Origin of the sequence: Nostoc sp. (assembly GCF_036917655.1) — a bacterium.
Taxonomy (GTDB): Bacteria; Cyanobacteriota; Cyanobacteriia; order Cyanobacteriales; family Nostocaceae; genus Nostoc.
The window spans coordinates 47,056-73,941 of sequence record NZ_JBALCY010000011.1; the positions used below are offsets into that span (position 1 = coordinate 47,056).

22 protein-coding genes are annotated in these 26,886 nt (G+C 43.1%); 15 read left to right on the top strand and 7 right to left on the bottom strand.

Features of this window, described 5'->3' with window-relative positions; translation table 11 throughout:
• The first annotated feature begins 87 nt into the window (after positions 1-87).
• The 4 genes from V7K30_RS06640 (at position 88) to V7K30_RS06655 (ending at position 2,253) form a co-directional block, all read left to right on the top strand.
• A complete protein-coding gene (locus V7K30_RS06640) occupies positions 88-297 on the top strand; it encodes a hypothetical protein (RefSeq protein ID WP_334998319.1) in 210 nt (69 codons plus the stop codon).
• A 2-nt stretch (positions 298-299) separates the two neighbouring features.
• Positions 300-707: a type II toxin-antitoxin system VapC family toxin gene (locus V7K30_RS06645; protein ID WP_334998321.1), complete on the top strand. Its 408-nt coding sequence runs from the start codon at positions 300-302 to the stop codon at positions 705-707.
• A gap of 137 nt (positions 708-844) precedes the next feature.
• On the top strand, positions 845-1,069 hold the full coding sequence (locus V7K30_RS06650; protein WP_334865627.1) for a hypothetical protein: 225 nt from the start codon (positions 845-847) through the stop codon (positions 1,067-1,069).
• A gap of 236 nt (positions 1,070-1,305) precedes the next feature.
• Positions 1,306-2,253 carry an aldo/keto reductase gene (locus V7K30_RS06655; protein WP_334998323.1) on the top strand — a complete coding sequence of 316 codons (948 nt, stop codon included), beginning with the start codon at positions 1,306-1,308 and terminating at the stop codon, positions 2,251-2,253.
• Positions 2,254-2,263: 10 nt separating this feature from the next.
• Here V7K30_RS06655 and V7K30_RS06660 read toward each other — a convergent pair whose 3' ends face one another.
• The 3 genes from V7K30_RS06660 to rimO form a co-directional block, all read right to left on the bottom strand.
• Positions 2,264-2,842, bottom strand: a complete 579-nt coding sequence (locus V7K30_RS06660; RefSeq protein WP_334998325.1) for a Uma2 family endonuclease — start codon at positions 2,840-2,842, stop codon at positions 2,264-2,266.
• Between the two features lie 196 nt (positions 2,843-3,038).
• Positions 3,039-4,568, bottom strand: a complete 1,530-nt coding sequence (locus tag V7K30_RS06665) for a DEAD/DEAH box helicase (protein WP_334998327.1) — start codon at positions 4,566-4,568, stop codon at positions 3,039-3,041.
• 203 nt (positions 4,569-4,771) lie between these two features.
• Positions 4,772-6,091 carry a 30S ribosomal protein S12 methylthiotransferase RimO gene (rimO, locus tag V7K30_RS06670; RefSeq protein WP_334998329.1) on the bottom strand — a complete coding sequence of 440 codons (1,320 nt, stop codon included), beginning with the start codon at positions 6,089-6,091 and terminating at the stop codon, positions 4,772-4,774.
• 670 nt (positions 6,092-6,761) lie between these two features.
• On the opposite strand from rimO, the gene btpA reads away from it, so the two are divergent.
• The 4 genes from btpA (at position 6,762) to V7K30_RS06690 (ending at position 12,291) form a co-directional block, all read left to right on the top strand.
• Entirely contained in the window at positions 6,762-7,610 is an 849-nt protein-coding gene (gene btpA / locus V7K30_RS06675; RefSeq protein WP_334998331.1) for a photosystem I biogenesis protein BtpA, read from the top strand.
• 168 nt (positions 7,611-7,778) lie between these two features.
• Positions 7,779-8,762, top strand: coding sequence for a vitamin K epoxide reductase family protein (locus V7K30_RS06680; protein WP_334998332.1), 984 nt, complete (start codon positions 7,779-7,781; stop codon positions 8,760-8,762).
• 326 nt (positions 8,763-9,088) lie between these two features.
• Positions 9,089-11,287, top strand: coding sequence for a CHASE2 domain-containing protein (locus V7K30_RS06685; RefSeq protein WP_334998333.1), 2,199 nt, complete (start codon positions 9,089-9,091; stop codon positions 11,285-11,287).
• A 767-nt stretch (positions 11,288-12,054) separates the two neighbouring features.
• Positions 12,055-12,291: a hypothetical protein gene (locus tag V7K30_RS06690; protein ID WP_334998334.1), complete on the top strand. Its 237-nt coding sequence runs from the start codon at positions 12,055-12,057 to the stop codon at positions 12,289-12,291.
• A 186-nt stretch (positions 12,292-12,477) separates the two neighbouring features.
• On the opposite strand, the gene nadB is transcribed toward V7K30_RS06690, so the two are convergent.
• From nadB to V7K30_RS06705, 3 genes are all read right to left on the bottom strand, one after another.
• Positions 12,478-14,154, bottom strand: a complete 1,677-nt coding sequence (gene nadB, locus V7K30_RS06695; RefSeq protein WP_334998335.1) for an L-aspartate oxidase — start codon at positions 14,152-14,154, stop codon at positions 12,478-12,480.
• 188 nt (positions 14,155-14,342) lie between these two features.
• Complete coding sequence (psbU, locus tag V7K30_RS06700; protein ID WP_334998336.1) at positions 14,343-14,771, bottom strand: photosystem II complex extrinsic protein PsbU; 429 nt, start codon at positions 14,769-14,771, stop codon at positions 14,343-14,345.
• A 483-nt stretch (positions 14,772-15,254) separates the two neighbouring features.
• Positions 15,255-16,034: a DUF3120 domain-containing protein gene (locus V7K30_RS06705; protein ID WP_334998337.1), complete on the bottom strand. Its 780-nt coding sequence runs from the start codon at positions 16,032-16,034 to the stop codon at positions 15,255-15,257.
• Between the two features lie 183 nt (positions 16,035-16,217).
• Between V7K30_RS06705 and V7K30_RS06710 the strand changes: the two genes are divergently transcribed.
• The 3 genes from V7K30_RS06710 (at position 16,218) to V7K30_RS06720 (ending at position 21,479) form a co-directional block, all read left to right on the top strand.
• The gene (locus V7K30_RS06710) at positions 16,218-17,135 is read left to right on the top strand and encodes an undecaprenyl-diphosphate phosphatase (RefSeq protein WP_334998338.1); all 918 of its coding nucleotides are present in this window, start codon (positions 16,218-16,220) and stop codon (positions 17,133-17,135) included.
• An 89-nt stretch (positions 17,136-17,224) separates the two neighbouring features.
• The gene (locus V7K30_RS06715) at positions 17,225-18,565 is read left to right on the top strand and encodes a TIGR03279 family radical SAM protein (protein ID WP_334998393.1); all 1,341 of its coding nucleotides are present in this window, start codon (positions 17,225-17,227) and stop codon (positions 18,563-18,565) included.
• Positions 18,566-18,662: 97 nt separating this feature from the next.
• On the top strand, positions 18,663-21,479 hold the full coding sequence (locus V7K30_RS06720; RefSeq protein WP_334998339.1) for a family 10 glycosylhydrolase: 2,817 nt from the start codon (positions 18,663-18,665) through the stop codon (positions 21,477-21,479).
• 334 nt (positions 21,480-21,813) lie between these two features.
• Here the strand turns inward: V7K30_RS06720 and V7K30_RS06725 are convergent, their stop codons facing one another.
• Complete coding sequence (locus V7K30_RS06725) at positions 21,814-21,960, bottom strand: hypothetical protein (protein WP_334998340.1); 147 nt, start codon at positions 21,958-21,960, stop codon at positions 21,814-21,816.
• A 343-nt stretch (positions 21,961-22,303) separates the two neighbouring features.
• Here V7K30_RS06725 and V7K30_RS06730 point away from each other — a divergent pair, with 343 nt between their 5' ends.
• The 4 genes from V7K30_RS06730 (at position 22,304) to V7K30_RS06745 (ending at position 26,864) form a co-directional block, all read left to right on the top strand.
• Positions 22,304-23,485, top strand: coding sequence for a PAS domain S-box protein (locus V7K30_RS06730; RefSeq protein ID WP_334998341.1), 1,182 nt, complete (start codon positions 22,304-22,306; stop codon positions 23,483-23,485).
• A 31-nt stretch (positions 23,486-23,516) separates the two neighbouring features.
• A complete protein-coding gene (locus V7K30_RS06735; protein WP_334998342.1) occupies positions 23,517-24,728 on the top strand; it encodes an EAL domain-containing response regulator in 1,212 nt (403 codons plus the stop codon).
• 214 nt (positions 24,729-24,942) lie between these two features.
• Positions 24,943-26,286 carry a PQQ-dependent sugar dehydrogenase gene (locus V7K30_RS06740; protein WP_334998343.1) on the top strand — a complete coding sequence of 448 codons (1,344 nt, stop codon included), beginning with the start codon at positions 24,943-24,945 and terminating at the stop codon, positions 26,284-26,286.
• A gap of 170 nt (positions 26,287-26,456) precedes the next feature.
• Positions 26,457-26,864: a phosphomannose isomerase type II C-terminal cupin domain gene (locus V7K30_RS06745; RefSeq protein WP_334998344.1), complete on the top strand. Its 408-nt coding sequence runs from the start codon at positions 26,457-26,459 to the stop codon at positions 26,862-26,864.
• The last annotated feature ends 22 nt before the right edge of the window (positions 26,865-26,886 follow it).

A 26,886-nucleotide genomic window follows, 5' to 3' on the forward strand; every position in this document is an offset into this window, starting at 1 on the left:
CGATCGCGCTAACCTTGTCGTCAGACATCGCACTCCAGCAAGTAAAATGAGGGTACAACAATAGTTGTACCTCCAGAGGCTAATAAAATGAAACGGACACTCTATATTCCTGATGAATTGTGGACACAACTTGACCAATACTTAAAAGATCACCCAGAGCAAAATCCATCAAGTGTTGTACAAGCAGCACTGGCGGAAAAGTTACGCCCCAAAAATGGTTCAAGGCTACTATCGCTGGCAGGAATCGTGGAAAATGCTCCTACAGACGCTTCAGTTAATGAAGATTATTTGATATAAGGATGAAGCGCCTCGTTTTGGATGCAGGCCCCCTGATTGCCTTGGTTTCTGTCCAAGATGACTATCATCAGGAATGCAAAGGGGGTTTTAGTAAGTTACCAGCGTTGTTTGGTGAGGTTCTAACCCCTCTACCAGTGCTGTTTGAAGTTTACAAGTTTGTGCTGCGAGAACAATCGAGCCGTCCTGCAATGACTGCACTAGGCGTCATTAGTGAGAACACAGTGACTGTACCAGTGAGAATGGAAATGTTTCAGGAGATTTACAGCATAGTTCGCCACATACCAGACTGGCAAGGAACTTTAGAAGATGCCTCTGTTGTAGCGATCGCTCAACTTTATGACGCTAGTGTTTGGACATTGGATTACAGAGATTTGAGTTGGTTCAAGAGTCTGGAATTGTGGTCTCCTTGATCATTACACAGGTTAGTTGAAACATTGTGAAGAATGTGGTTTTAACTACGCTATTACATTGAATTTTTAAGATAAACTTGCCGTATGTATGTCATCAAACTACTTACCTTCATCTAGTAACTAAAAAGGCATAAGCAATGACTAAAGAACCAGTTAAAGTAATATTATGGGAAGAAAATCAAAAAGATTTTCTAAAAAAGTTCTATGATCTCCAATTTACTCCCAGAGTAGGAGAGGAAGTTTACCTAAAAAAGGAAAGATGGAAAGTAACCAGAGTTGAGCATGATGTAGAAATTAGTGAGATTAATATCTACATGGAATTAATCAAAAAAACCAAGCAGGATAAATCATCTAATTCATAAATACAAGTAAATACACTCAACTATTATAAAAGGGAGGTTATTAGCCTCCCTTTATTCTGAGAATAGATATATTGTCAAGTGTAATTTGTAAATCTTTATGCAAGCCGCGATGTCTACGACGGGCGTAGCTACGACACCACAAGAGTTGCCGCCAAGTGGTGGCGAACGCACCCAATCTTCTCTATAACGATACACTATAAAAGTAAAGAAATGTAAATAAATTAAATTTTGCAACCGTGGAAAACATCACATTGGGGCAAAATGGCCCAGTTGTTACGCCCTTGTGCATCGGCACTTGGGCTTGGGGTGATAAACTATTTTGGAATTATGGCGATCGCTACGGCCCAGAACAGTTACAAGAAGCCTTTACAGCAGCCTTAGAAGCTGGTATTACCTTCTTTGATACCGCCGAAGTCTACGGAATGGGAAAGAGCGAGAAATTTTTGGGGCAATTTTTGCAACAGACACAACAACCTGTACAAATCGCCACAAAATTTGGCCCCCTACCGTGGCGATTTACAGCCCAATCTGTCTCTGATGCTTTAACTCAAAGCCTCAAACGGCTACAACTTGAGCGAATCGCGCTGTATCAAGTGCATTGGCCTTTTGCCTTCTTTTTAAGCCAAGAAACTTTGATGAATGCCCTAGCAGATGAAGTGAAGCGGGGCAGAATTGCCACAGTCGGTGTAAGTAATTACTCAGCAGAGCAAATGCGAGACGCGCATCAAATATTGGCAACCCGTGGAGTGCCTTTGGCTGTGAACCAAGTCCGCTATTCTTTACTCAGTCGCCAAGTTGAAAGCCAAGGTATTATCACAACTGCGCGTGATTTGGGTGTGACTATCTTGGCTTATAGTCCTTTAGCACAAGGATTACTCACTGGCAAATACAGTATTGATAATGCTGAAACCCCCACTGGTGCGAGAAAAATAGACGCGCGATTTAAGAAAGAAGGTCTGCAAAAAATTGCCCCAGTCATATCTTTGTTACGCAACTTCGGGGAAAAATACGATCGCACCCCTGCCCAAGTTGCTCTCAACTGGTTAATTGCTCAGGGGAACGTTATTCCTATTGCTGGGGTGAAAACAGCCGAACAGGTGCGGCAGAATGCTGGTGCTTTGGGCTGGAGATTGAGCGACGATGAAATTGGAGAGTTAGAACTAGTTAGTCGTCCTTGGCTGTAGTATTTCTGAACTACTCAAACACAGGAGGCCAAATTTCTGACACTACTAGCTCCCAACCTGGTAATAAGTCTGGTAGTGTCAGTTTGTCGTTGTCCTGCAAAACTATTGGTTCTTGGTTGAGTTGATAAACTGTGAGCGTCAATTTGTCAGGATCAATCAGGATACCAACCGTACATCCAAGTTGTAAGAATAGCTGAATCTTTTCTACCAGTGGTTTGATCCGGTCTGACTTAGATTTTATCTCTACCATCAAGTCAGGCACCAGTTCCACAAAGTCGCGCTTGCTTTTTTTTAGTTTATCAGCACGAACAAAAGACACATCAGGAGCGCGGAGATTTCGTTTTTCGTTATCAGCTTCTTTTCCGTTTTCAGTTTCTAATGTAGGCAAAATGAAACCAGCGCTAGAACCAGTTACCCGTCCTAGTCTCTGTGGGCGTACCCAATTACCCATCTGCCGTGCAAACTCTATACCTATTTCTTCTGACTCATAATCTGATGGCCCCATAACAACTATATTTCCGTCTACCAGCTCCATCTGCCATTCTGGATGCTCTGCTTGTAGTTGCTCTAAGTCGGGAATAGTGAACATAAGACCACTAAGAATGCATCTTTAATTTATCTTCCTACAAACCGGTAGAAGAAGTTACCCAAAAAGCCAAAAAGTCAAGAGCCAAAGTCAAAATCTTGACTCTTAACTCTCAACTCTTAACTCTCCAATTTTAGATTTGGATTTTGGATTGAAGAAAAAATCTAAAATCTAAAATCTAAAATTGATTAACTGTTGACTAAGAAGCTGATTCCCTAGCTGTAGGTGAACCTATCTTTTTACTCGGAGATGCAGAAGATTCCTGTCCACTTGTCCGCAGCTTTGGCTTGGGAGAAGCATGTCTTTCTTCACCATTGCTGCTATCTGATTTCCACGCAGAACGTGGGCGATCGCTGGAAGATTCACGACGCTTGCCCAGTCTGGGTTTGGGAGCGGAAGATTCCTCTTGGGGAATTTCCACGTCTGAGTTCAACCAAGCGGGACGAGTTTGATCGTAAGCGATTTGCAGTGCAGCTGCGGCGATCGCTTGAGCATCGTATTCTTCAATCAGTTCGCTGACAATTGGCAAGAATGAAGCCAAACGCTCACCCGTCAAAGCCTCTCGCACCAGTTCTTGTAATTTCAGAATGTGTCTTGCTTCAATCTGGGCGCGTGTAGGAATGGTCAGCAATTGCCAATTTTGGCGGTTATGACGTTCAAATGTTTGCTGTTTGCGCCGCTCAAATGGCTGAACTAAAGAAATTGCTGTTCCTTCTTTACCAGCACGACCAGTACGACCAATGCGATGGACGTAGGTTTCTGCACTATCGGGTAAGTCGTAGTTGATCACATGGGAGAGTTGATCGACATCTAACCCTCGTGCAGCAATATCAGTTGCTACCACCCAACGGACTTGACGGTTACGGAATCTGAGTAATAAGCGTTCCCGTGCTTGTTGGGACAAGTCACCGTGGTATTCATCGACACTGTGACCAGCCCCTTGCAACTGACTGGTGAGTTCGGCGGCGGTGCGTCTGGTGCGGACAAAGATTAAAGCTGTTTCTGGATCTTCCATTTCCAGAATCGGCTGTAAAGCTTTGGCTTTTGTCCAGTGGCGGGGGATCAAGTAAGCTACCTGATTAATCTTGTTTGGAGAGGCTTTTGGCTGCTCAACGGTGACAGTCGCAGGCGATCGCAAAAACTTATTCACCAACATCCGAATCGATGGTGGCATTGTTGCCGAGAATAAAGCTGTTTGGCGATCTACGGGCGCTTGCGAGAGGATTTTCACCACATCGTCGATAAAGCCCATGCTCAACATTTCATCGGCTTCATCTAACACAAACCACTTCACTTGATCGAGCTTTAAACAGCCGCGATCGAGCAAATCAATCACCCGTCCGGGGGTGCCCACGACCATGTGAACGCCACGTCTGAGTTGTAACATTTGGCGGTCAATTGATTGACCACCGTAGATTGCTAACACCCGCAATCCTTCATTGCCGATGAATTGAGCGATCGCATCGTGAACTTGCATTGCTAATTCACGAGTTGGTGTTAAAACTATGGCTTGCACGGCTTTTTGATTAATATCCAGCCGCTCTATGATTGGCAGTGAAAATGCTGCCGTTTTACCTGTTCCAGTTTGAGATTGACCAACCACATCACGACCAGCTAGCAATTGAGGAATTGCTTGCACTTGAATGTTAGTTGGTTCGGTAAAACCGATTTTTTCTAGTTGTTCGACACGTTCTTGGGAAATGCCTAATTCTTGAAATGAAAGAGTCATTAATTCGTCCTAAATTTTATGTAAGGATTTTTGGATTAGTCATTTAGTCATTGATTATTAGTCATTAGTCATTAGTAATTTGGCTACTGGTGAGCCACCAAAGTCTTAGGGGCAACCCCTATGAGCAACTGCCGTTAGTGCAGCATCGATCTCAGGAGAAGGGCGAACCCGTAAGGGTTATTTAACAAAAGACAAATGACAATTTAGTTATTGACTACTTGACCATAGAGGTCGTATGTATCAGCGTGGTGAATCGCTATTGGCACGATGGTTCCTAACTTTGCCTGGCCTTTGACATACACCAGACCATCAACCTCTGGGGAAAATCTACCTGAACGACCGATTAATTCACCACTTTCAGGATTTTCTTGCTCAATCAGGACATCGACGATTTTGCCTACTTCCTGTTGATTCTTCTTTTGAGAAATCGGTTGCTGGAGTTCCATCAGTTGGTATCGGCGATCGTCCATCACTTCTTGGGGCAACTGATTTGGTAGCTTGTAAGCTGGGGTTCCTTCCTCAGAGGAAAAGGTGAAGACACCAACATGATCGAATTCATGCCGCTGAACGAACTCTAGTAGATGCTCAAAATGCTCGCTTGTTTCTCCTGGGAAACCAACAATAAATGTTGTCCGCAATACGGCTGTTGGTAGCGCCGTTTTGATGCGATCTATAATCCCATCATTTACGCGCCCTTGCCAAGGACGGTTCATGGCGCGGAGAATATCTGGATGAGAATGTTGCAAGGGCAAATCCAGATAAGGCAAGACGTTTGGTGTTTCTTGAATCGCCGCGATCACATCTGGGGTCAGTCCCGTGGGATAAGCGTAGTGCATTCTGATCCACGGTATATCTACTTTCCCCAAAGCGCGAAGTAATTCGGCTAATTTTGGCTGACCGTAAATATCCAAACCGTAATTAGTGGTGATTTGGGAAATTAGAATAATTTCCTTTACCCCTTGACTAACTAACTGCTCGGCTTCGGCGACTATAGATTCAATAGTACGCGATCGCTGGTTTCCTCGAAGATGAGGAATTATACAAAATGCACAACGATAATCACATCCTTCCGCAACCCGCAGGTAAGCTACGCCCTCGGTTGTCGTGCGATAGCGCGGTGTAGTTTCGTCGGCAATGTAGGTTGGTTCGATACTAACCTGTTTGACCCGTTCGCCTTGTTCTACACGCTCAATTACATTTACAATTTTGTGATAATCGCCTGTGCCCACCACCGCTACTGCTTCGGGCAACTCCTCCAAAAGTTGTTCTTGGAAGTGTTGCGCCATACAGCCAGTGATTACAATTTTTTTGTTTGCCTCTGCCAGTTCTACCAAAGTTCTGACAGATTCAAGTCTCGCTGCTTCAATAAAACTACAGGTATTAACAATAACGTAATCTGCTAACTCTTCATTTGTATCTACACCATAGCCTGCTTCTACGAGCATTCCCAGCATGTGTTCTGTATCAATTCGATTTTTCTCGCAGCCCAGGTGAGAAATCGCAATTGTTGGCTTGTCACCCATATTTTGAAAATATCTTCATTTTTTTTTCTTGTAGTCAAACATTCCAGCGCTAATTTCGCTTTTTTCCGATCGCTATCCTTCTGATAACAGTACAGCGGTAGATTCCCACTGTCAGCAACTCTCCGTCAACTTATGACCCTATTAATAATAAAAATAGAGGTCATGTTATGATATTCTTATCAATCTGTTCCCCAGGGTAAATTGAAGTGTCTTTGGGTACATTTGACACTTGTAATGTTTTTTAACAGTTCGCCTATTGGTATTTTACATTACCGCAGCGTGTGCGTTGTTAACCTACCCATCGGGAAGCCGCCCAAAGGGCTTGTTGTGAGAAGTCGCTACCCTCAGGGAAATCGACGAAAGCGACTACGCCTATAAAGCAGTAATGCTACCCTGGCGATTGGCAAGTCCTACGACTGGGCGCGGACAAGACGCCTAAACCACGGAAAGCTGCCTCGCGTCTGGTGAGTGGCAAACTCCTCTTGTAGCCAAGTTTTATCTTAACATATCTTATGGGAGGTTTCACGCCAATTTCCATCTGAGGAAGGAGGCAGTAAACCGACTATCATAAAACACATTTGACTAGTTAATCAAAAGTCAAGAGTCAAGGGTCATACAGTCAATAGTCAAAAAATTCTAGACTCTGGACTCCGCGAGGCGGATTAAAGACGTGGACTTATATCAGCTATTTAAAACTCACTCACCGATTATTGGCGTAGTTCACCTGCTACCACTACCTACCTCACCCCGTTGGGGAGGTAGCCTAAAAGCGGTGATTGACCGTGCCGAACAAGAAGCCGCAGCCCTAGCAAGTGGAGGGGTTAACGGTCTGATTGTGGAGAATTTTTTCGACGCGCCGTTTACCAAAAACCAAGTCGATCCAGTGGTTGTGAGTGCCATGACCATTGTGGTGCAGCGGATACAGAATTTGGTGACTTTGCCTGTGGGCTTAAATGTTTTGCGAAACGATGCCAAAAGTGCAATGGCGATCGCTAGCTGTGTACAGGCACAATTCATCCGCGTCAACGTTCTCACAGGGGTGATGGCAACCGATCAGGGATTAATTGAGGGAGAAGCCCATCAACTACTCCGCTATCGACGGGAGTTAGGCTGCGATGTTAAAATTCTGGCCGATGTATTGGTGAAGCACGCCCGTCCTTTGAGTTCTCCAAATCTCACAGTCGCCGTGAAAGACACCATTGAAAGGGGTTTAGCAGACGGAGTTATTTTGTCTGGTTGGGCTACTGGTAGCCCTCCTAACTTAGAAGATTTAGAACTAGCTTGTGGTGCAGCAGCTGGCACGCCAGTATTCATCGGTAGTGGGGCCAATTGGGAAAATATTGATACATTGATGCAGGCAGCAGATGGTGTAATAGTTTCCAGTTCCTTGAAACGTCACGGACGTATAGAGCAACCAATTGATCCAATTCGCGTCAGTCAATTTGTGGAAGCCGCGCGTCGCAGTTGGAACTCCAAAGGTGAAAGCAAATCAACAGAACAAATGAAGTTACATTCTTAACTAGGGCATGGGGCATGGGGCATGGGGAGCAAGAATTTTAGATTTTAGGTTTTGGATTTTAGATTGAAATTTAATCCAAAATTTAAAATCCAAAATCCAAAATTGAATTGCCCTGTTTGGCCAATGCCCAATGCCCAATGCCCAATGCCCATTAATCAATAACAGTTTATGATTCGCCGCCGTTCTACTCCTTGGATTCATAAATGGTCACGTCCATTGATTGCCGCGATCGCTGGATGTGGTGCCCTGACAACAGGTTATCTCACCATAGAAAAGTTAACAGGAGGCAATGCAGCTTGTGTGGCACAGGCTGGTGCTAAGGGCTGTAATGATGTGCTTTCCAGTCCTTGGGCAACGGTTTTTGGTCAGCCATTAGCTCTGTTTGGGTTTTTGGCATACACCAGTATGGTGATATTTGCTTTGGCTCCCTTGGTATTCAACTCAGGGGAAAACAATAGCCGCAAACAATTAGAAAATTGGACGTGGTTGCTGCTGCTGGCCGGAGCGATCGCTATGTCTGTCTTTAGCGGCTATTTAATGTACGTGCTGGCATCTCAAATCAAAGCTATTTGTCCTTACTGTATCGGTTCAGCTTTGTTCTCTGTAAGTCTTTTGATACTGACGATTATCGGTCGGACTTGGGAGGATATTGGACAAATCTTCTTTACCGCCATTATCGTCGGGATGGTGACGCTGATTGGCACTTTAGGCGTCTATGCTGGCGTGAATCAATCAGATGTTACACCCGGAACACCTGGACAACCTGTTAAAATTACCTTTAATTCCAAAGGAGACCCTAACCCAGCTTTTGGTTGGGAAGTTACCACCACTTCTGGTGAGGCAGAAATAGCCTTAGCACGCCATCTGGCGAAAGCAGGCGCGAAGGAATACACTGCTTACTGGTGTCCTCACTGCCATGAACAAAAGCTACTGTTTGGTAAAGAAGCCGAGGAAATAATCAACAATGATGTTAAGGTAGAATGCGCTCCCGATGGACTCAAAGCTCAAACAGAACTGTGTAAAGCCGCAAAAATTGAAGGATTCCCCACTTGGATCATCAATGGTAAAAGCTATAGCGGAGTCCAAAACTTAGAGGAACTAGCGAAAGTTTCTGGTTACACGGGCCCTCGTAACTTCAAGTATTTCAAGTAATTGACTTGAGTCAGCCTCAGCGGCGGTTCCCAACGAATTGGGAAGGCTACACCGACCTAACGGTACGGTGTAGTTTACACCCTATAGTCAGCTGGATGAATAGAGCAAAGTCTGTTTCCAGTTAGCTTTTTTGTTTTTGGTAATAGATAATAGGTATTGTCAAATACGCTTTTTCCCAATTTTCCTGCGGCTTTTACTTGAAGAACCTTACTGAGTTGAAAAAACTCTTAGAAACTCTATTTAGCTCCCGCTTGAGCTATTTTAGTCCAATAGTTAATAGCTATAGAAAATAGAGAATATTTATTTCTCCCTACTAGGTAATGGGAATGAATCAGCAGCTAGGCAAGCGTTTTGTGAAGTTAATCTTTAGACTGAAACAATCGCTTAGTCGAGGACACAGAGAATTGATTACTGCCGCCAGCGTTGCAGTCTGCGTCCTGCTTTTGCACTCCATCGGATTATTGCAATCTTTGGAGTTGGCAGCTTTGGATGAATTTTTTCGCTTACGTCCATATGAACCGCAGGAAGATCGTATTACTATCGTAGTGATTGATGAAGCTTATTTAAAGGAAGTAGGTTTGTGGCCGATTCCAGATACAAAGATTGCCCAGTTGTTGCAAAAATTAAATGTCCACAAACCTCGTGCTATTGGCTTAGATATCTACAGAAATTTGCCAGTAGAGCCTGGTTATCAAAAACTGCGTAATGCTTATAAGTCAATGCCCAACTTGATTGGTATTGAACTACTAGCAAAAGACAAAAACGCTAATGTTTTACCTCCACTGGGACTAAATCAGGATCAAGTGGGCTTTAACAACGTGCTGTATGATCTTGATGGTAAAGTCCGTCGCAGTTTGTTGTATTGGCACGTTAAAAGTCAGGGACACGAAAGTTTTGCCCTGAAGTTGGCTTTATTGTATTTAAAGTCAGAAAATATCACTCCCACTAAAGCAAAAAATAACCCTGAGTCTTTACAATTGGGTAAGACAGCGTTTACTCGTTTTGAGACTAATGATGGTGCTTATGTGGGAGCTGACGATGGAGGCTACCAACTTTTAACCAATTTTCCCAAACCCAAATGTCAAAGCTCATGTGGAGAATTTTATAGTTTTTGCCAGGTATCGATAAGAGATGTACTGGCAGATAAAGTCAAAGAAAACTTAATCAAAGATCGGATTATACTCATTGGCTCCACCGCACCCAGTCTCCAGGATTTTGTATTTATTCCCTACTCCAGCAGTCTAATGGGTACGGCAAAGCCTGTACCTGGTATTCAACTGCAAGCTTATTTTATTAGTGAGTTAATCTCTGCTGCTCTGCAAGGACGACCTTTACTCAAAGTCTGGCCTGACTTAGTGGAAGACTTATGGATTTTTGTCTGGTCTTATCTGGGAGCCGTGATGACATGGCGGATACGACACGCAACTAGGGGCCTGCTTAGTATCCTAGTTTCTTGCTTTGTATTGACCCTGAGTGCGTACCTTGCTTTCTTGTATGGTTGGTGGATACCGGTTATTCCCTCACTCTTTAGCTATGGCACTTCAGCCATTTGGATGACCAGTCATATTGCCCACATGCAGGAAGAGTGGAAACGTTCTAAAGAATTTTTGCATCATGTAATCAACACGATTCCTGATCCAATTTTTGTGAAAAATGAACAACACCAGTGGATTGTTTTAAATGAGGCGTATTGTCGATTTATCGGTTATCCGAATAAGGTGTTAATTGAAAAGTCAGACTATGACTTTTTCCCTAAACATGAAGCCGATGTGTTTCGACAACAGGATGAGCTTGTTTTCCGGACTCAGCAACCCCAGGAACATGAAGAAGAATTTACAAATGCAGATGGTCATACTCATCAAATTGCCACTAAGCGATCGCTCCACAAAGACTCAGCTGGCAATTTCTTTTTAGTTGGGGTGATCCGAGATATTACTCAGCACAAGCTCATGGAGGAACATCTCAAACGGACTGCTGCTGAATTATTCCGCTCTAACAATGAATTAAAACTCAAAGAAGACCACTTGCGCTATTTAGCATATCACGACCCCCTGACTGGTCTATCCAATCGCAAATTTTTTGCCGAACAACTTTGCGAGTCGTTACATTGGGCGCAACACAATAACTTGTTACTGGGACTGCTATTTATTGATCTAGATGGCTTTAAGCAAGTTAATGATACTCTGGGGCACGAGACGGGCGATCGCTTGCTAATGACTATTGCTGAACGACTCAGCAACTCTTTACGCGCTAGTGATATAGTTTCTCGTTTAGGTGGCGATGAATTTACTGTGATTTTACGGGCAATTCCTAATGTTCAAATAGCTGCTAAAGTCGCCGAAAAAATTTTAAGCAGTATTATCAAGCCAATTGTTTTGGACGGCTATGCAATCCGAGTCTCTGCCAGTATTGGCATTAGTGTCTACCCATACAACAGTCAAGACAGTGAAACTTTGATGAAGCAAGCAGACGCAGCAATGTACCGTGCCAAGCACCTGGGTAAAAATCGCTACGAGTTTGCTTAATTAGTTAAAAGTCAAGCCTCCAGATTTTTTTCACTTTAGTCAATATTTTTACCTTCAAATTAGGAATGTGGACTGAATATCCGTCCAAGGCACTGTCTTGAAAAAGCATTGCGTATATGCATCAGAGGTGGCTTCTTAGGCAAAATGGAGATATAGCAAGGCTTTTTAGCTGAGGACTAAACCTTAATAACATAGGTAGGAAAATAATTAGTCATCAGAGGTAATTAGGAAACTAACTTAAGCTAGTAAGTATTTTTACTTTCAAAAAATATACTTATATTTACTAGGGTCATTATGATATTTCATAGTTCCATAGTTTTTAAAATCCTTGTAATCTAGCAATTTCGTTGTTTTATCTTTATGTATTTTTACTGGAATTAAATCTTAACTATACAACTAAATAAGTATTGTTTGATATCTTGATGAACCTCATAATTCACTGTACATAGTGTTTATACTTACAAGCTTTCAGCTACTCTAAGATACTATTAAGAAATAGTGATTTCGGCACAATGCTCACAGTAATTCATCAACACATCTAACTTTAGACTGATGTAAAAACATTATCTTAAGAATATCAGTTAAGTATAAATACTATTTAATCCCAGCAAATTAACGTTAATCTACAAGCAGATACCACAATTATTTGTAAACTACCAGCAAGGATTTATAAAGTTGAAATCTATTTTCCGATAAAGTCAGTAAATATACGGTCAGAAATAAAAAATACACTTTTAAATCAAAAAATAGTAAATTTACTGAAAACTATGAAAACTAACTTCCGAATTACAAAGTTTCTGATATTCTGTATAGGTGCTTACATCCTAATACCGAAAATTGCCGCTTCCACAGGTATGTTTAGTACTGAAAGTGCTAATGCTTTTGGCGCTACTAGCAATAACACTTTAATCACCCGCAAAGTCAATTCTCAAAATTTAAAAGACATATATATCCCACCAAATTATGGTGGTCCTGACAGTCAGCATGGTAGTGGCACCCGCTGATAGTAATTTTGGATTTTAGATTTTGATGAAGTAGCGCAGTGAGCAGCCCAATGTTGGATACCATATCCTTTACTTGGGGAAACCGAAGACGGTAGTAACTGTGCGTAGCGTCGCTCATCCCTTGCGGGGCGATCGCAGGAAAAGAGATTACAAGCCTTTACTAGAAGCCTATTCCAGAAACTTCAATCAAGACAATAGTGGAGATTTCCACCAATGATGTGTTTGTACAAGTGTGTGAACTTGCCAATTTGGATCTGGTTGAGGATAATCTAAACGGTAGTGTCCGCCTCGGCTTTCGATTCTAAAAGCAGCACTTTTGAGAATTAAATCAGCCACATCTAATAAATTGCGGGTTTCTGCCCAAAGTCCCAATTGCCGTTCAACATCTGGTAGGTCAAAACTAGCTGGTTCTGCGGGACGTAAAGCAAGCAAGAATTGACTTAAAGGCAAGATAGCGAAATCTTGCTGCCAAGATTCAACAGTAGCGATCGCAGTTTCCAATCTTGATTGCTCCCGACAAATACCAGCACTTTCCCACACTAGACGTGGTAACTTCTCCCTGAGTGCTTCTAGCTGTGCTTGCTGGATGTGCCACTCACTAGCATCAACACTAAATTTTCGTAATGGCAGCACTGGGGTTTCTGAGGGCAGCCCAATATTTTCCAACTCAATTTGGCCCATCTGGGCCCCAAACACAATACATTCCAGCAGGGAATTACTAGCAAGGCGATTTGCCCCATGTACCCCGGTACTAGCGGTTTCACCCACCGCGTACAAACTGGGGATATTTGTGCGATTCATCAGATCCGCGACAATTCCACCCATCCAATAATGGGCAGCAGGGGCTACAGGAATTGGTTCATGGAAGACATCAACGCCCCAATGCTGACAAACTTTGATGATATTGGGAAAGCGGTGACGAATCTTGTCGGCAGGGATGGGGCGCATATCTAACCACACATGGGCAGTCGCCAGATCAACGGCGGTACGTTGTAAATGGCTGAAAATTGCTCTACTGACCACATCTCTGGGTGCGAGTTCACCCGCAGGATGGTAGTCAAAGGCAAAACGCCGCCCTTCGTTATCAACAAGGTGTGCCCCCTCGCCGCGTACAGCTTCGCTAATTAGAAAGCGATCAGCACCAGGTTTAGTCAGGGCTGTGGGGTGAAATTGCATAAATTCCAAATCGCGGAGGATCGCCCCAGCCCGATATGCGATCGCTACCCCATCACCCGTACTCACAGCCGGGTTAGTGGTTTGGGCAAATACCTGACCGCCACCGCCAGTTGCCAATACCACAGCACCAGCTCTTACCCATGTGATTTTACCTTGATAAAACAGGCTAATTCCCTGACAGCGACCACTTTCGGGTTCGATCCACAAACTCAAAGCCAAAGCTTGCTGAATGACTTGAATATTCTGGCGACGTAATACTTGGGCGGTGAGGGTGGTGGTAACTTCCCTCCCTGTAGTGTCAGCGGCGTGGAGAACGCGGTTGCGAGAATGGGCAGCTTCTAAAGTTAAAGCCAAGGTTTGACCATGACGGTCAAAAGCAACCCCCAAGTTAACTAGGGATTGAATGCAGTTAGGGGCAAGTTGGGCGAGAAATTCTACAGCGGTGCGATCGCACAAACCCGCACCCGCCCGGATCGTATCTTCAATATGCAGCGTGGGAGAATCTTCCGGGGAAACTGCTGCGGCAATGCCACCTTGCGCCCAATCACTGGCGGACAAAGCAACAGTTTCTTTGGTAATCAAGCCGACTCGCAAGGACTCTGGTAGACACAGCGCTGTGTATAGTCCAGCAGCACCAGCGCCGACTACTAAGACATCAAATTGGCTAGGAATATCTATCTGAGGCAAGGTAATGGGGGAGTTAGAAGTGAGGAGTTAGAAGTGAGGAGTTAGAAGTGAGGAGTTAGAAGTTTTGAATTTTTAACTCATAACTCCTGTACAGACGCGATTAATCGCGTCTCTACTCATAACTCCTAGTTCTCCCACTCCCTAGAATTAGGAGTGGGCTGCTATTTGCTACATTAACTGCAATTCAGTTATCTGTAGATACCGTTGTTAAAGCGATCGTCTCCTTCATTGAAGGCAGGCTCTACTTCTGTCACGGTGAATTTATCGAAGTTGGCTTGCAAGGTTTGTTTTTGGCGATCGCTCAATCCTGGAAGATCCAATACATCCTCTACATTTTGGTAGGGAGCATTGGTGATGATTTTCTTAGCCAGGGTGGGATAAAGCCCTGGATACTGTTGAAAAGCTCGGACGTTGGTATTATTTAAATCAATTTTTTTACCAAATTCCGTTCCTAGTTTAGCGTCTGCCCGATTCTGCCGCTCAATTGCCAAAACTGGGACTTGAGGAAATGCAAAACTGTTGAAACTAGCAGCTTGGGCTATTTGAGTTGTTCCCAACCATCCCCAGCAACTAAGTAACAAACTAAACACTGTTAATAAACGCGCCAATCTTTTCACGATTTTCTACCTCTTTCCATCAAACAGAAATAAAAGTTTTAAGCTAACAGGCGTCGGCAGTCATTAGTCAGAGCGCCAAAGACAAAGGACAAAACCTGATAGCTTAATTAACACAGCAGTCATCAGAAACTAATATACAGCGTATTAATATCCACAATATTTGCCGTTACTGGGTTTGACTCTACTTTTGCCAAAAATTTTCATAGTGGTAAGAGTGCCTACATAGCTGCAATAGGGTTGCATCCATGATTCCGGTAGCATTCTCAGCTAGACGAAATCTTTTCGGGGTGGCTGATTCTACCTCCCAAGCAGACATGAAACTGTGCAATGTCTAATACCGAAAACCCTAGCAAGAAGACTTGATGCTGATGGATTCTTATGTAATATTTCTTAACTAATTAATCATCTACAGCATCATTCTTGATGTGCCGTAGATTGGGCTGGAAAAAGTTTCGGTTTTGATATTACACAATTTTTTAAAATTTAGGCTGCGATCGCAGCTAATAAAAATAAGCTGTCTACCAAAATTGTGCTTAAAACTGCGCCACTAAAGGCATACCAGTGTCTTTGATTTCGACCTAAAGCTAAAATCCCGACTGTTGACAGCACTAAGGCGAGAATTATGGCCCAACTTTGTCCCCAAGGTGTTTGTACTTGCATGAGGGCATTTTGTAAGATTTGTGGTGCTACATCTGCATCTACTCTCATGATTTGCCGCCAATAGGGCATCAAATCTGCTACATAAAAATATACATCTGTTAAAACTGTACCGAGTAAAGAACCTAAATAAAACCAGCTACCCACCTTGCCCCAATTCTTCGCCAGACACCAGCAAGCAAGCGGTAAGCCGATAGATTCTACTGGCAGATGCCATACAGGTTCCCAACGTAACCAGCCCCAGTAAATCGCTCCTGCTAACCAACTCCAGCTAAATCCTAAGAGCAAATCCCCCCAGACATAAGTTGCAGTCCGTGACATTAAGGTAAAACTTAGCCACACCCAAAATGCTGTCAGCGCTAAACTCAGACTTGGTAGCGATCGCACTATTGGCGCTTCTACAAATACTGGTACTGTTACCAAAAACACCGCCGCTGCAAACACTAACCAAGTTTGTCGGGCAGAAATAGATAAGGGGAGAGAGGGAGAAAAGGAGAGTGTAGATTCCAATTGGCTGATGCCCTTCTGCCCAGTATCAGCCAAATCCAACTCGGTATCAATAGAATGGGTAGAACCAGTGTAGGAGGACAGTGTATTATTAATCAAAGTTTTTAATATTTGTTACTAAACTTTATCTTATTTAAGATATCACATCTAAGAAATGCCCATAGGGGGGATTTTGATTGGATCTAAATTTTGTCAAGGTTGTATGTCACCCGGAAAAACTGACTACAACAACGTAAAGTTGGATAATTCGTAAAAGTACGCATTCATTTAGGAGTCTAGTTAATGGTGACAATCTTAGAAGCGGGCGGGATGAATTTACTCTGCTCGCAACTGTTACAGGTGGGAGGTTCAGCAACTGAAGTTAACTTGATACAGCAACTGTTTGAGGCATTTATTCTGGGGATTGTGCAAGGCATCACAGAATTTCTGCCCATTAGCAGCACTGCTCATCTACAAGTGTTCACCAAGGCGCTCCACTGGGAAGAATTGGGGTCGAAAGCTTTTCTAGCGACGATTCAATTTGGCAGTGTAATTGCCGTCTTAATCTATTTTCGAATAATTATTGCTCAAGTTTTAAGTGGAGGCTGGGCGGCTTTTCAAGAAAAAGACTGGCAGCGAGAAGAATGGAGATTATTAGTAGGAATAGCAATCGGAACCTTGCCTGCTCTAGTTGGGGGATTTCTGCTGAAGAAGGCACTAAATAATGAAAATTCCGGGATTAACAGCATGACTACCATAGCTGTGGCTTCTATTGTGATGGCACTCTTACTAGGTGCATCTGAAAAATTAGGCAGTCGCAAGCGAGATTTTAAAGACATAACCATTCTAGATGGACTGCTGATCGGATTAGGTCAGATGCTGGCTTTAGTACCGGGTGCGTCTCGTTCTGGCTCAACTTTAACAACCGCCTTATTTCTGGGGCTGGAGCGGCAGACAGCAGCAAGATTTTCCTTTCTCTTAGGAATTCCCACCCTGACTATTGCTACTTTATATGAATTTTTTAAAGAAGCACTGGGCAAAATTGACTTGCTAGTGGTAGGAGTAGGGACATTATCAGCGTTTGTATTTTCTTATTTATCGATCGCCTGGTTGTTGCGATATCTTCAAACTAAGAACACATGGATATTTGTCTGGTATCGTTTGGCATTTGGGTCGGTAATCCTCAGTGCGATCGCGGCTGGATTATTGAAAAATAGTTAATAGTCATTGGTCATTTGTCATTTGTGATTTGTCATTTCTCCAAAGCAGACGATAAATGCCCAATGCCCCATCCCCCATGCCCCATGCCCATGACTACAATTCATCCTGCCCGAATTACCAAGGTTCTTCCAGACTCAATAGCCGCAGAGATTGGCTTTGAGGCTGGGGATGCGATCGTTGCTATCAATGGTACACGTCCCCGCGATTTAATTGATTATCAGTTTTTGTGTGCTGATGAAGTTTTGGAATTAGAAGTTTTAGACGCTACTGGTAAAACGCATAGCCTGGAAATCGAAAAAGATTACGACCAAGACTTGGGGCTAGAATTTGAAACTGCCCTATTTGATGGCTTAATTCAGTGCAATAATCGCTGTCCATTTTGCTTTATCGACCAACAACCACCAGGTAAGCGCACCAGCTTGTACTTGAAAGACGACGATTACCGTCTGAGCTTTTTGTATGGCTCTTATCTTACCCTAACCAATTTGCCAGAAAGAGAATGGCAGCGGATTGAACAAATGCGTTTGTCTCCGTTGTATGTTTCTGTTCATGCGACGGAGGCTGAAGTCAGAATTAGACTGCTAAAAAATCCGCGTGCGGGACAAATCTTGCAACAACTTAAGTGGTTTCAAAAAAGGCGACTACAAATTCATGCTCAAGTGGTTGTTTGTCCTGGTATAAATGATGGCAAACATCTGGAACAAACTCTCAAAGATTTAACGTCTTTTCATACTGGTGAAGTGCCTGCGGTGGCATCGGTGGCAGTTGTACCAGTTGGATTGACACGGTTTCGGCCTTCAGAAGACGAACTCACACCCGTAACTAAGGAAAAAGCAAAAGAAGTGATTTCCCAAGTGAAATTGCTCTCGCGGCAATTTCGCCAACAATTCGCCTCTAGCGTTGTTTGGTTAGCCGATGAGTGGTTTTTGATTGCAGGTGAGGAATTACCCAGCGAATCTGAATATGAAGAATATCCCCAAATTGATAACGGAGTTGGTTCGATTCAATTATTTCTCAAGCAATTTGCCACCGTTGCGGCAGAATTACTCCCGCCAAAAGTATATCCTCAGAGAAGATTAACTTGGGTAGTGGGTAACGCCGTAGAAAAAGCATTTCAACCTATTTTGAAACGCTTAAATTTTGTTGAAGGTTTAGAAGTCAATATGCAAGCTCTATGTAGTGATTATTGGGGACAAACTATCAGTGTAACCGGATTACTAACTGGTCATGATTTGCTTTTAAATTTAGAAGGGCAAGATTTAGGTGATGGTATTTTACTACCGAATGTCATGTTAAAAAATGGGGAATTAGTATTTTTAGATGATATGAGTATTGAGGAATTAGCTAACAGACTAAATACAAAAATTTTCCCAGTAGCAGGAGTTGAAGATTTAATCAAAAAATGTATTTTAAATTCTGTTCAAGTTTAGCGATCAAAGATCAGTTGTTTTTCGGAGGTAATTTATTGTTATGTTAGATGATAAATAAGACGTAATGCCTAATAACTAATCCACTGAGGAGTCAGGAGTGAAGAATCGGGAAAAGTATCATGAAAAGGCTAATTCACAAATTAAAAAAGCCGGATTCTTCATTTTAAGTTTTAATTTTTTAATTTTAAATAGTTTTAGTATTTTGCCAGTAATGGCGGCGACTGAAGAACCTGTATTGAGCGTAGTGCATAGCCAAGAAAATGCGAATCAATGGACAGGGATCACTGACCGCTTACAAACAATAGGGGTGAAATATTGTGTAATTCCCCTAACTGATGTCAAGAGTGGGGCAGATTGGGGCGATCGCCGGGTATTATTTTTGCCAAATGTCGAGACATTAACGCCAACCCAAGCGATCGCTCTAGAAGAATGGATGAGTAAAGGAGGGCGCTTGATTGCTAGTGGCCCCGTAGGTAGTCTGTCAGCGCCGGGAGTGCGCCAGTTATTGCGATCGCTCTTGGGAGGTTATTGGGGATTCAGCCTCAGTGACACAGAACAGATCAAACCCACAAAAACCAACATCCCAGAATGGGCAAATCAAACTGGACTCTTTGGCAAAGTGCGTGGCGGCGTTGTGATTCCTAATGATATGGGCACTGAATCTGCTGCTGTTTGGAATTCCAAAGATAATCCTGCCGCAGTAGTCACAACTGAGCGTTCCACCTTTTTGGGTTGGCGCTGGGGAACAGACGCAGCCTCATCAGCAGAGTTAGATAATGCCTGGTTAAAAGCTGCTCTCAATCACTATTTGACAGCGCCACCACCATCGAATCGCATGAAAAAAGTAGCAGGAGGTTCCCCAAACTGCTCTACAACGGTGGCAGCTGCGCCAAGGGGACAAGGGGGCAGAGAGGCAGAGGGGCAGAGGGGCAGTTCATCTCCCTCATCTCCCTCATCTCCCTCATCCCCCTCATCCCCTCCTCCTAAAACTGCCACTGCTCCTATACCTAGAGCGCTAACTATAGTCAAGCCCCCAAATTCCGAGGCTATTGACCAGTTGGAACAAGCGGTGCGTCTGGATGTTAAGCCGAACTCCAATGAGCCAATTGACAACAATCAAGCGATCGCCCTCCAACAAGAGCTAGAAAATCTAATTGGTCGGGTGCAAAGCGCTAATTTAGCGGTGTTAGCTAATGCGGCTAATGAAGGCGTTGTGATATCTGACGACAAGCAGTCCTCTAGGCATCCACGCACTTACACCCCCCAATCTGTCAAGCAGCAGCCGACACAATTGGCCTCAACTAAATTGGGAGGGCTAGTCAGAAATAAAGACCAAGCCTTGGCACAGGTAAGGGTAATTGCCAAAAACTTACCCCAATTGATTGCCCAAAAAAACTACGCTCTGGCTCGTCAGCAGTGGCTGGTAGCGAAGACGATTTTGTGGCAGCAGTTTCCTGTTGATCAGAGGCTGGCTCAACCAGAAATTCGGGCAGTTTGGTTAGATCGGGGGACGATTGTTCGTGCTGCTAGCAAGGCGGGACTGGCACAGATTTTTGATCGCCTAGCCCAAGCTGGGATTAATACCGTCTTCTTTGAAACTGTTAACGCTGGCTATACCATTTATCCCAGCCAAGTCGCAAAAGAGCAAAACCCATTAATTCGTGGGTGGGACCCACTGGCAGATGCGGTGAAATTAGCCCATGAGCGAGACATGGAATTACACGCTTGGGTTTGGACTTTTGCTGCTGGCAACCAACGGCACAATGAGATTATCAACGTTAATCCAAATTATCCAGGGCCAGTGCTGGCGGCTCATCCCGATTGGGCAAACTACGATAATCTTGGCAACATGATTCCCATTGGTCAGACTAAGCCATTCTATGACCCAGCCAACCCCGAAGTGCGGCAGTACTTACTCAAGCTATACGACGAAATCGTTACTCGCTATGACGTGGATGGTCTACAGCTAGACTACATTCGCTACCCCTTTCAAGACCCATCAGCAGGTCGAACCTATGGCTATGGCAAAGCTGCAAGAGCGCAGTTTCAGCAACTTACTGGTGTAGATCCGATAAATATTTCCCCCAGCCAACCAGAACTGTGGCAAAAGTGGACGACATTTCGCACTACGCAAGTTGATAGCTTTGTTGCCCTAGTTTCACAGCAGTTGCGACAAAAACGACCGAATTTGATTTTGTCGGTTGCAGTATTTCCTTTGCCAGAACTAGAGCGGATTCAAAAAATTCAACAAAACTGGGAAATTTGGGCAAGGCGGGGAGATGTAGATTTAATCGTTCCTATGACTTATGCTCTGGATACTTCTCGTTTCCAACGACTAGCCCAACCCTGGATCGCCTCTAAACAATTGGGAGCTACATTGTTAGTGCCGGGAATTCGCTTACTTTCTTTGCCAACAATTGGAGCATTCGATCAACTCCAGTTGGTAAGGGACTTGCCAGTTAGTGGTTACGCACTCTTTGCCGCAGAAAATTTTAACAACGAGCTACAAAAACTCTTTATTAGCACCCAAGGTAGGATTAAATCCACAACAAGTGAACCAATTCCTCACCGCCAGCCTTTTCAAACTGCCGCCATCCGTTACACCGCGCTGCAACGGGAATGGAAATTTGTTTTCCAAAATGACCCACTAGAAAGACCTGCCCAGAAAATATCAGATTTTAACAACCAGGCAGAAGTTTTACGCAGTGCTTTAAATCAGCTTGCTGCTTCCCCTTCTCCTAGTAAGTTAGTAGTGGCGAAAGCCTCTCTAACTCGGTTACAGTCTCAATTTCGGGTATTGATGAGCCAAGAGCTTAAATCAAATTCCTATCAAGTAAAAGTTTGGGAAAATCGGCTTGTAACTATAGAAAGGCTATTGCGTTACGGCGAACGGCGGGTGCAGTTGCGTCCTTAGTGAAGAAGCAAGGAGGTAGGGGAGTAGGGGGAGAAGAGTTTTATCGCCTCTGCCCCCTGCACCCCACCCCTCTGCCTCTTTTCAATGTCCAATACAACTCTTGGAGAGGCTGGGCCAACGGCTTACCTCGGCTCCGCTCGGCACAAGTCGCTCAGTACAAGTGCCCTATACCCGATTTCCAACTAGCTGCATATAAGCTGCTTTGTATTTCTTAACACAATTTTTGCTGTGTTTATATTCCAAATATAACTATTTATTTAGCGTCAAAATATTGGAAAATATTTAAGTAAAGAGTTTTAGATAACTATTTTTTAATAATAACTATCGTAAAAATCTATGCAAGCCTTACCTCAGCTTCTAAGGCTACAAAGCTTAGAGTCAATAATTGACCGTTCGCTGCTGATGTTTGTGCCGTAAAAACCACTATTAAATGCGATCGCACTGATGGCAGCACGGGGCAAGAATGCCTTAGTTTATTCATCTTTGCAGCTAGTGAGGTGCCTCACCAAACATGATATGGTAATGCTTGTAGCTTCAGGAACTAGCTTGAAAACAGCCAATATTTTTGAAGTTATGCATATCTCGGTCATGACATTGAGCGTGTCATAATTTCCAAATATAGCCTCAGTGCTATTACTGTCGCAGCAGCAGTTGGATCTACTGCCAGTTGTAGATAACCAATATTAAGTTGTTGGTCTTATCAACCTTGAAAGTATTTGTCAAGTACTAGCATAAAAAACAGAAAAAACTAGAGGGAAGGCTAGTATTAGTTCCTTTGAGGTAGCACATTAGATTCTCCTTGAGAGACAATTATCCGAGTACAAATGGTTACTAGCACGCGCTATAGTACTGACAGACACGACAAACCAGATCGCCTCATTGGAGTTTCTGTGGATAGTACCTCCCGTGTACAAGCAGAAGTATCATTGCATGAAAGTGAAAGACGATTTCGCGCCATCTTCAACGGCACCTTCCAGTTCGGGTTGCTGACAATAGAGCGTATGGTGCTAGAAGTTAATCAAACAGCACTCGACTTTGGGGGACTACAGTCACAAAATGTAGTTGGGCGTCCATATTGGAAAATATGGTGGACGATTTCTGAAGAAACACAACGCCAATTAAAAGCAGCAATAGCACTTGCTGCTAGAGGTGAATTTGTCCGTTACGAAGTTGATGTAATCAATGCAGAGCAAACAGTAAAAACCATAGACTTTTCTTTGAAACCGCTTACAGACGAAATTGGCAAAGTCGTGCTGCTGATTTTTGAAGGACTCGACATTACTGACCTTAAACAGGCACAGACCGCTCTGCAAGAGGCGAAGCAACAGCTAGAAATACCATTGGCTGAACGAAGTATTGCTTTACAACAAAGAAATGGGCAGCTATTGTCAGAAATTGGCGATCGCCAAACCGTCAAGGATCAACTGCGACAATCCCAGCAAATGTTGCAGCTAATTATAAATACCATCCCCCAATGTGTTTTCTGGAAAGATAGAAATTCTGTCTTTTTGGGTTTTAATCCTAACTATGCCAGAATAGCTGCTGGTTTTGACAGACCAGAAGAGATCGTGGGCAACACAAGAGAAGTCATCGCTGACGTTGGCACCATCACCAATATTAGCGAACAACAAGTGGTGCTTTGCGAACGCAAACTTGCCGAAGAGGCACTACTTGTCAGCCAACAACATCTGCAATATTTACTCTCCTCCAGCCCAGCAGGAATTCACACCTGCAAGAGTTTCGGAGATTTTAATAGTACATTTATTAGCGAAAATGTTGTCGCTATCACGGGCCATCAAGCGTGGGAAATACTCGAAGACCCTGGCTTTTGGGATAGCCATCTCCATCCGGTTTTGGAATTCTTTTATCGCGCCATTAATGTTGGCAATATACTAGGCACTGGATTAAGAATGGGAATTGTAAAAAAGTTGATAAATATCTACCAAGGTGAAAGATTTGTCACAACTACTTTGGGATTTTGTACAAAGTTTGTTGTAATTTTGTAATTAAATAATTAAATACCATTTGAGGTAAATTATGCCAAAAATTTTAATAATAGAAGATGAAGAAGCAGTTCGAGAAAATATTTTAGATTTGCTAGAAGCTGAGGATTTTGAAACTCTTGCTGCGGCTAATGGCAGAATCGGGGTACATTTGGCTATTTGCGAAGTTCCCGATTTAATTCTCTGTGATATGATGATGCCAGAAATTGACGGTTATGGCGTGTTAACAGCGTTACGCCAAGATCCGTTAACGGCAATAATTCCCTTTATTTTTCTCACTGCAAAATCTGCCAAATCTGACTTCCGTCAAGGTATGGATATGGGTGCCGATGACTATATAACTAAACCATTCACTCGGTCTGAGTTATTAAGTGCTATCATCAACAGGTTGGAAAAGCACGCTACTTTAAAAAGGTATTTATCTCCTCAGACTGGAATTAACAACTTATCTCCCAAAATGCAGCTATTAGAAATTAGCTTGCACCGGGCTATCAAACAACATAACTTTCAAGAATTTGAAATTTATTATCAACCAATAGTTGATATTCCTTCGGGAAAAATAGTAGCTGCTGAAAGCTTATTGCGCTGGAAAAGTCCAGATTTGGGGATGATTTACCCAACAGAATTTATTCCGTTAGCAGAGGCTACAGGTTTAATTGTTCCTATTGGTAAATGGGTATTAAAAAGGGTATGTCAACAAATTAAAAGCTGGCGCGATGCCGGAATTTATTCCTTGATTATTGCTGTAAATCTGTCAGTAATTGAATTTAATCAACCGGATTTTCTTCATAACATAGTCAATTTTATAGCTATCAATGATTTGGAACCACATTACATAGAGTTAGAACTCACTGAAAGCATGATTATGCAAGATGTAAATAGTGCGATCGCTACTATGAAAAATTTGCAATCTTTGGGTATAAAAATTGCAATAGATGATTTTGGTACGGGCTACTCTTCTTTAATTTATCTGAAAAACTTACCAATTAATACATTAAAAATCGACCGTTATTTTATCCATAATGTTGCTAATGATCCGCAGAAGTCAGCCATTACCAAGGCATTAATTCAAATGGCTCACAATCTCAATCTAGATGTAGTTGCTGAAGGTGTAGAGACGGAAGCAGAACTGGGATTTTTGCGCCAACACAACTGTAATTATATGCAAGGTTTTCTATTTAGTCGTCCATTACCAGCAGCAGAGTTTGAAAATTTTTTGTTAACTAATAAATGCTTATATGTTTAAATATTGGGCATTGGGCATTGGGGAGTAAATTATTTTCCCAGTACCTTAAGGAATTTCCAAGAAATAAATTATCCCATCCCATAATAAATAGTTGGAGTTTTTTATTTGGAAGTCCCTAATAGGTCGACTAACTAAGAAAAATCAAACTTTAGACTGGCGACAATTATTAAGTCTCAAGTCTAGAGTAGGAAAATTGTGTATAGTGTCCACCGCCATGAAAGTCCCTGCGCGTTTCTTGCTGCCAGTTTTTTTACTCACCTTGGCAGCAGCCTGTAACCAGATTCGCGCTTCCTCAGATAATTCCACACCACAAATATCTGTACCTTCTGCCCAACTGACACAGAATCCTACACAGCCAAAAAATATTGTCCGAACTGAAGCGCTTTCACCTACACCCATTCGGATAAATCTGAAGAATTTACCAGCACCTTTCGCAACACAAAGTGCCTCCAAGCAACCTCAGGTTGTGCCCATTCCGCAAAACCCGGTGCTGCGCGTACCACCAGGCTTCACAGTTAACGTCTTTGCCGAAGGTTTAGATGCCCCACGCTGGCTAGCTTTAACCCCCAGTGGTGATGTTCTGGTGACTGAAACCAGGCAAAATCGGATTCGTCTGTTGCGTGACAGCAATGCTGATGGCATAGCCGACGTTCGAGAAACCTTTGCTAGTGGGGACAATGGACTTAATAGACCCTTTGGTATGGCTTTTGCGGGTAATTCCTTTTTTCTGGGGAACACAGATGCTGTGGTGCGTTTTCCCTATACTCAAGGTCAAAACAAGATTACAGGTCAGGGGCAAAAAATCGCCGACTTGCCATCTCAAGGTTATAACAACCATTGGACGCGCAATGTCGTTGTCTCGCCCGATGGCAATAAATTATATGTTTCAGTTGGCTCAGGAACCAATGTGGATGAAGAACCCCTACCACGGGCTTCGATACAGGTGATGAATTTAGATGGTTCCCAGCAGCAAACTTTCGCTTCTGGCTTGCGTAACCCTGTTGGTTTAGACTTTCATCCTGTAACTAAAGAACTTTACGCCACTGTTAACGAACGGGATGGAATCGGTGATGACTTGGTTCCAGACTATTTGACACGCGTTAAACAGGGGGCATTTTACGGCTGGCCTTATGCTTATCTGACACCAAACAACCTCGATCCGCGCCAAAAGACGGATGGCAAAAGTAAACGCCCCGACTTAGTAGCCCGTACCCAAACGCCGGATGTACTGTTCCAGGCGCACTCAGCAGCATTGGGTTTGCAGTTTTATGATGGCAAAACGTTTCCAGAAAAATACCGTAACGGTGCTTTTGCTGCTTTTCGTGGTTCTTGGAATCGCGATCGCGGCACTGGTTATAAAATTGTATTTGTTCCCTTCGATGCTAAAGGGCGATCGCTTGGCTACTACGAAGACTTTCTCACAGGATTCTTGCTAAATCCTTCTGTACCAACCACTTGGGGACGGCCTGTAGGTTTACTCGTGTTGCCAGATGGCAGTCTACTACTAACAGAAGAAGTCAATAATCGTATTTATCGGATTCAGTATACGGGGGGGTGAACAATTCAAAATTCAAAATTAAGAAATTCAGTAATAGAATCCATTACCTGGGGTCAAGTTAAAGCACTTGTTATCAATAGAGATGCTGTGACCATTTCCCTTCCCAGTTTATTGCCTTTACGCTAGATTCACTTAAAAATACTGATATTCATCTAGGTGAGAAATTAGTTATGGCTCAGAATGACAATAATACTCAGTCAAATATCAACGAATTGTCTCCACATTCAGGTACACGATATTGGGGTGAGGTGGAGGTGATCGAGGAGGGAGAAACCTATAGAATTAGTCGTGTTGAAATCAAGCCCAGGCACGGCATTAAACCACAAATCCATTATCACCGCAATGAACATTGGGTTGTTGTCTCCGGTGTAGCCAAGGTGACTTGTGGCGATGCAGAAATATTATTGAATCGAAACGAATCAACTTATGTTCCAGCAGCAACCCTACATAAGGTAGAAAATCCTGGACATATCCCGCTAATTATTCTGGAAATTCAAAATGGTGAATATTTGGGTGAAGATGATACTGAGCGTCCTTATGACTTAAATTTGGTCAAACCAGTAGCTGAAGGACAGTAATAATTTTAGATTTTAGATTTTG

Bases quoted from the DNA above. Each gene is read 5' to 3' on its own strand.
- V7K30_RS06640 (WP_334998319.1), top strand. From the start codon at position 88: ATGAAACGGACACTCTATATTCCTGATGAATTGTGGACACAACTTGAC.
- V7K30_RS06645 (WP_334998321.1), top strand. From the start codon at position 300: ATGAAGCGCCTCGTTTTGGATGCAGGCCCCCTGATTGCCTTGGTTTCT.
- V7K30_RS06650 (WP_334865627.1), top strand. From the start codon at position 845: ATGACTAAAGAACCAGTTAAAGTAATATTATGGGAAGAAAATCAAAAA.
- V7K30_RS06660 (WP_334998325.1), bottom strand. From the start codon at position 2,842: ATGTTCACTATTCCCGACTTAGAGCAACTACAAGCAGAGCATCCAGAA.
- V7K30_RS06665 (WP_334998327.1), bottom strand. From the start codon at position 4,568: ATGACTCTTTCATTTCAAGAATTAGGCATTTCCCAAGAACGTGTCGAA.
- rimO (WP_334998329.1), bottom strand. From the start codon at position 6,091: ATGGGTGACAAGCCAACAATTGCGATTTCTCACCTGGGCTGCGAGAAA.
- V7K30_RS06680 (WP_334998332.1), top strand. From the start codon at position 7,779: ATGATTCGCCGCCGTTCTACTCCTTGGATTCATAAATGGTCACGTCCA.
- V7K30_RS06685 (WP_334998333.1), top strand. From the start codon at position 9,089: ATGAATCAGCAGCTAGGCAAGCGTTTTGTGAAGTTAATCTTTAGACTG.
- V7K30_RS06690 (WP_334998334.1), top strand. From the start codon at position 12,055: ATGAAAACTAACTTCCGAATTACAAAGTTTCTGATATTCTGTATAGGT.
- V7K30_RS06710 (WP_334998338.1), top strand. From the start codon at position 16,218: ATGGTGACAATCTTAGAAGCGGGCGGGATGAATTTACTCTGCTCGCAA.
- V7K30_RS06715 (WP_334998393.1), top strand. From the start codon at position 17,225: ATGACTACAATTCATCCTGCCCGAATTACCAAGGTTCTTCCAGACTCA.
- V7K30_RS06725 (WP_334998340.1), bottom strand. From the start codon at position 21,960: ATGAATAAACTAAGGCATTCTTGCCCCGTGCTGCCATCAGTGCGATCG.
- V7K30_RS06730 (WP_334998341.1), top strand. From the start codon at position 22,304: ATGGTTACTAGCACGCGCTATAGTACTGACAGACACGACAAACCAGAT.
- V7K30_RS06735 (WP_334998342.1), top strand. From the start codon at position 23,517: ATGCCAAAAATTTTAATAATAGAAGATGAAGAAGCAGTTCGAGAAAAT.
- V7K30_RS06740 (WP_334998343.1), top strand. From the start codon at position 24,943: ATGAAAGTCCCTGCGCGTTTCTTGCTGCCAGTTTTTTTACTCACCTTG.
- V7K30_RS06745 (WP_334998344.1), top strand. From the start codon at position 26,457: ATGGCTCAGAATGACAATAATACTCAGTCAAATATCAACGAATTGTCT.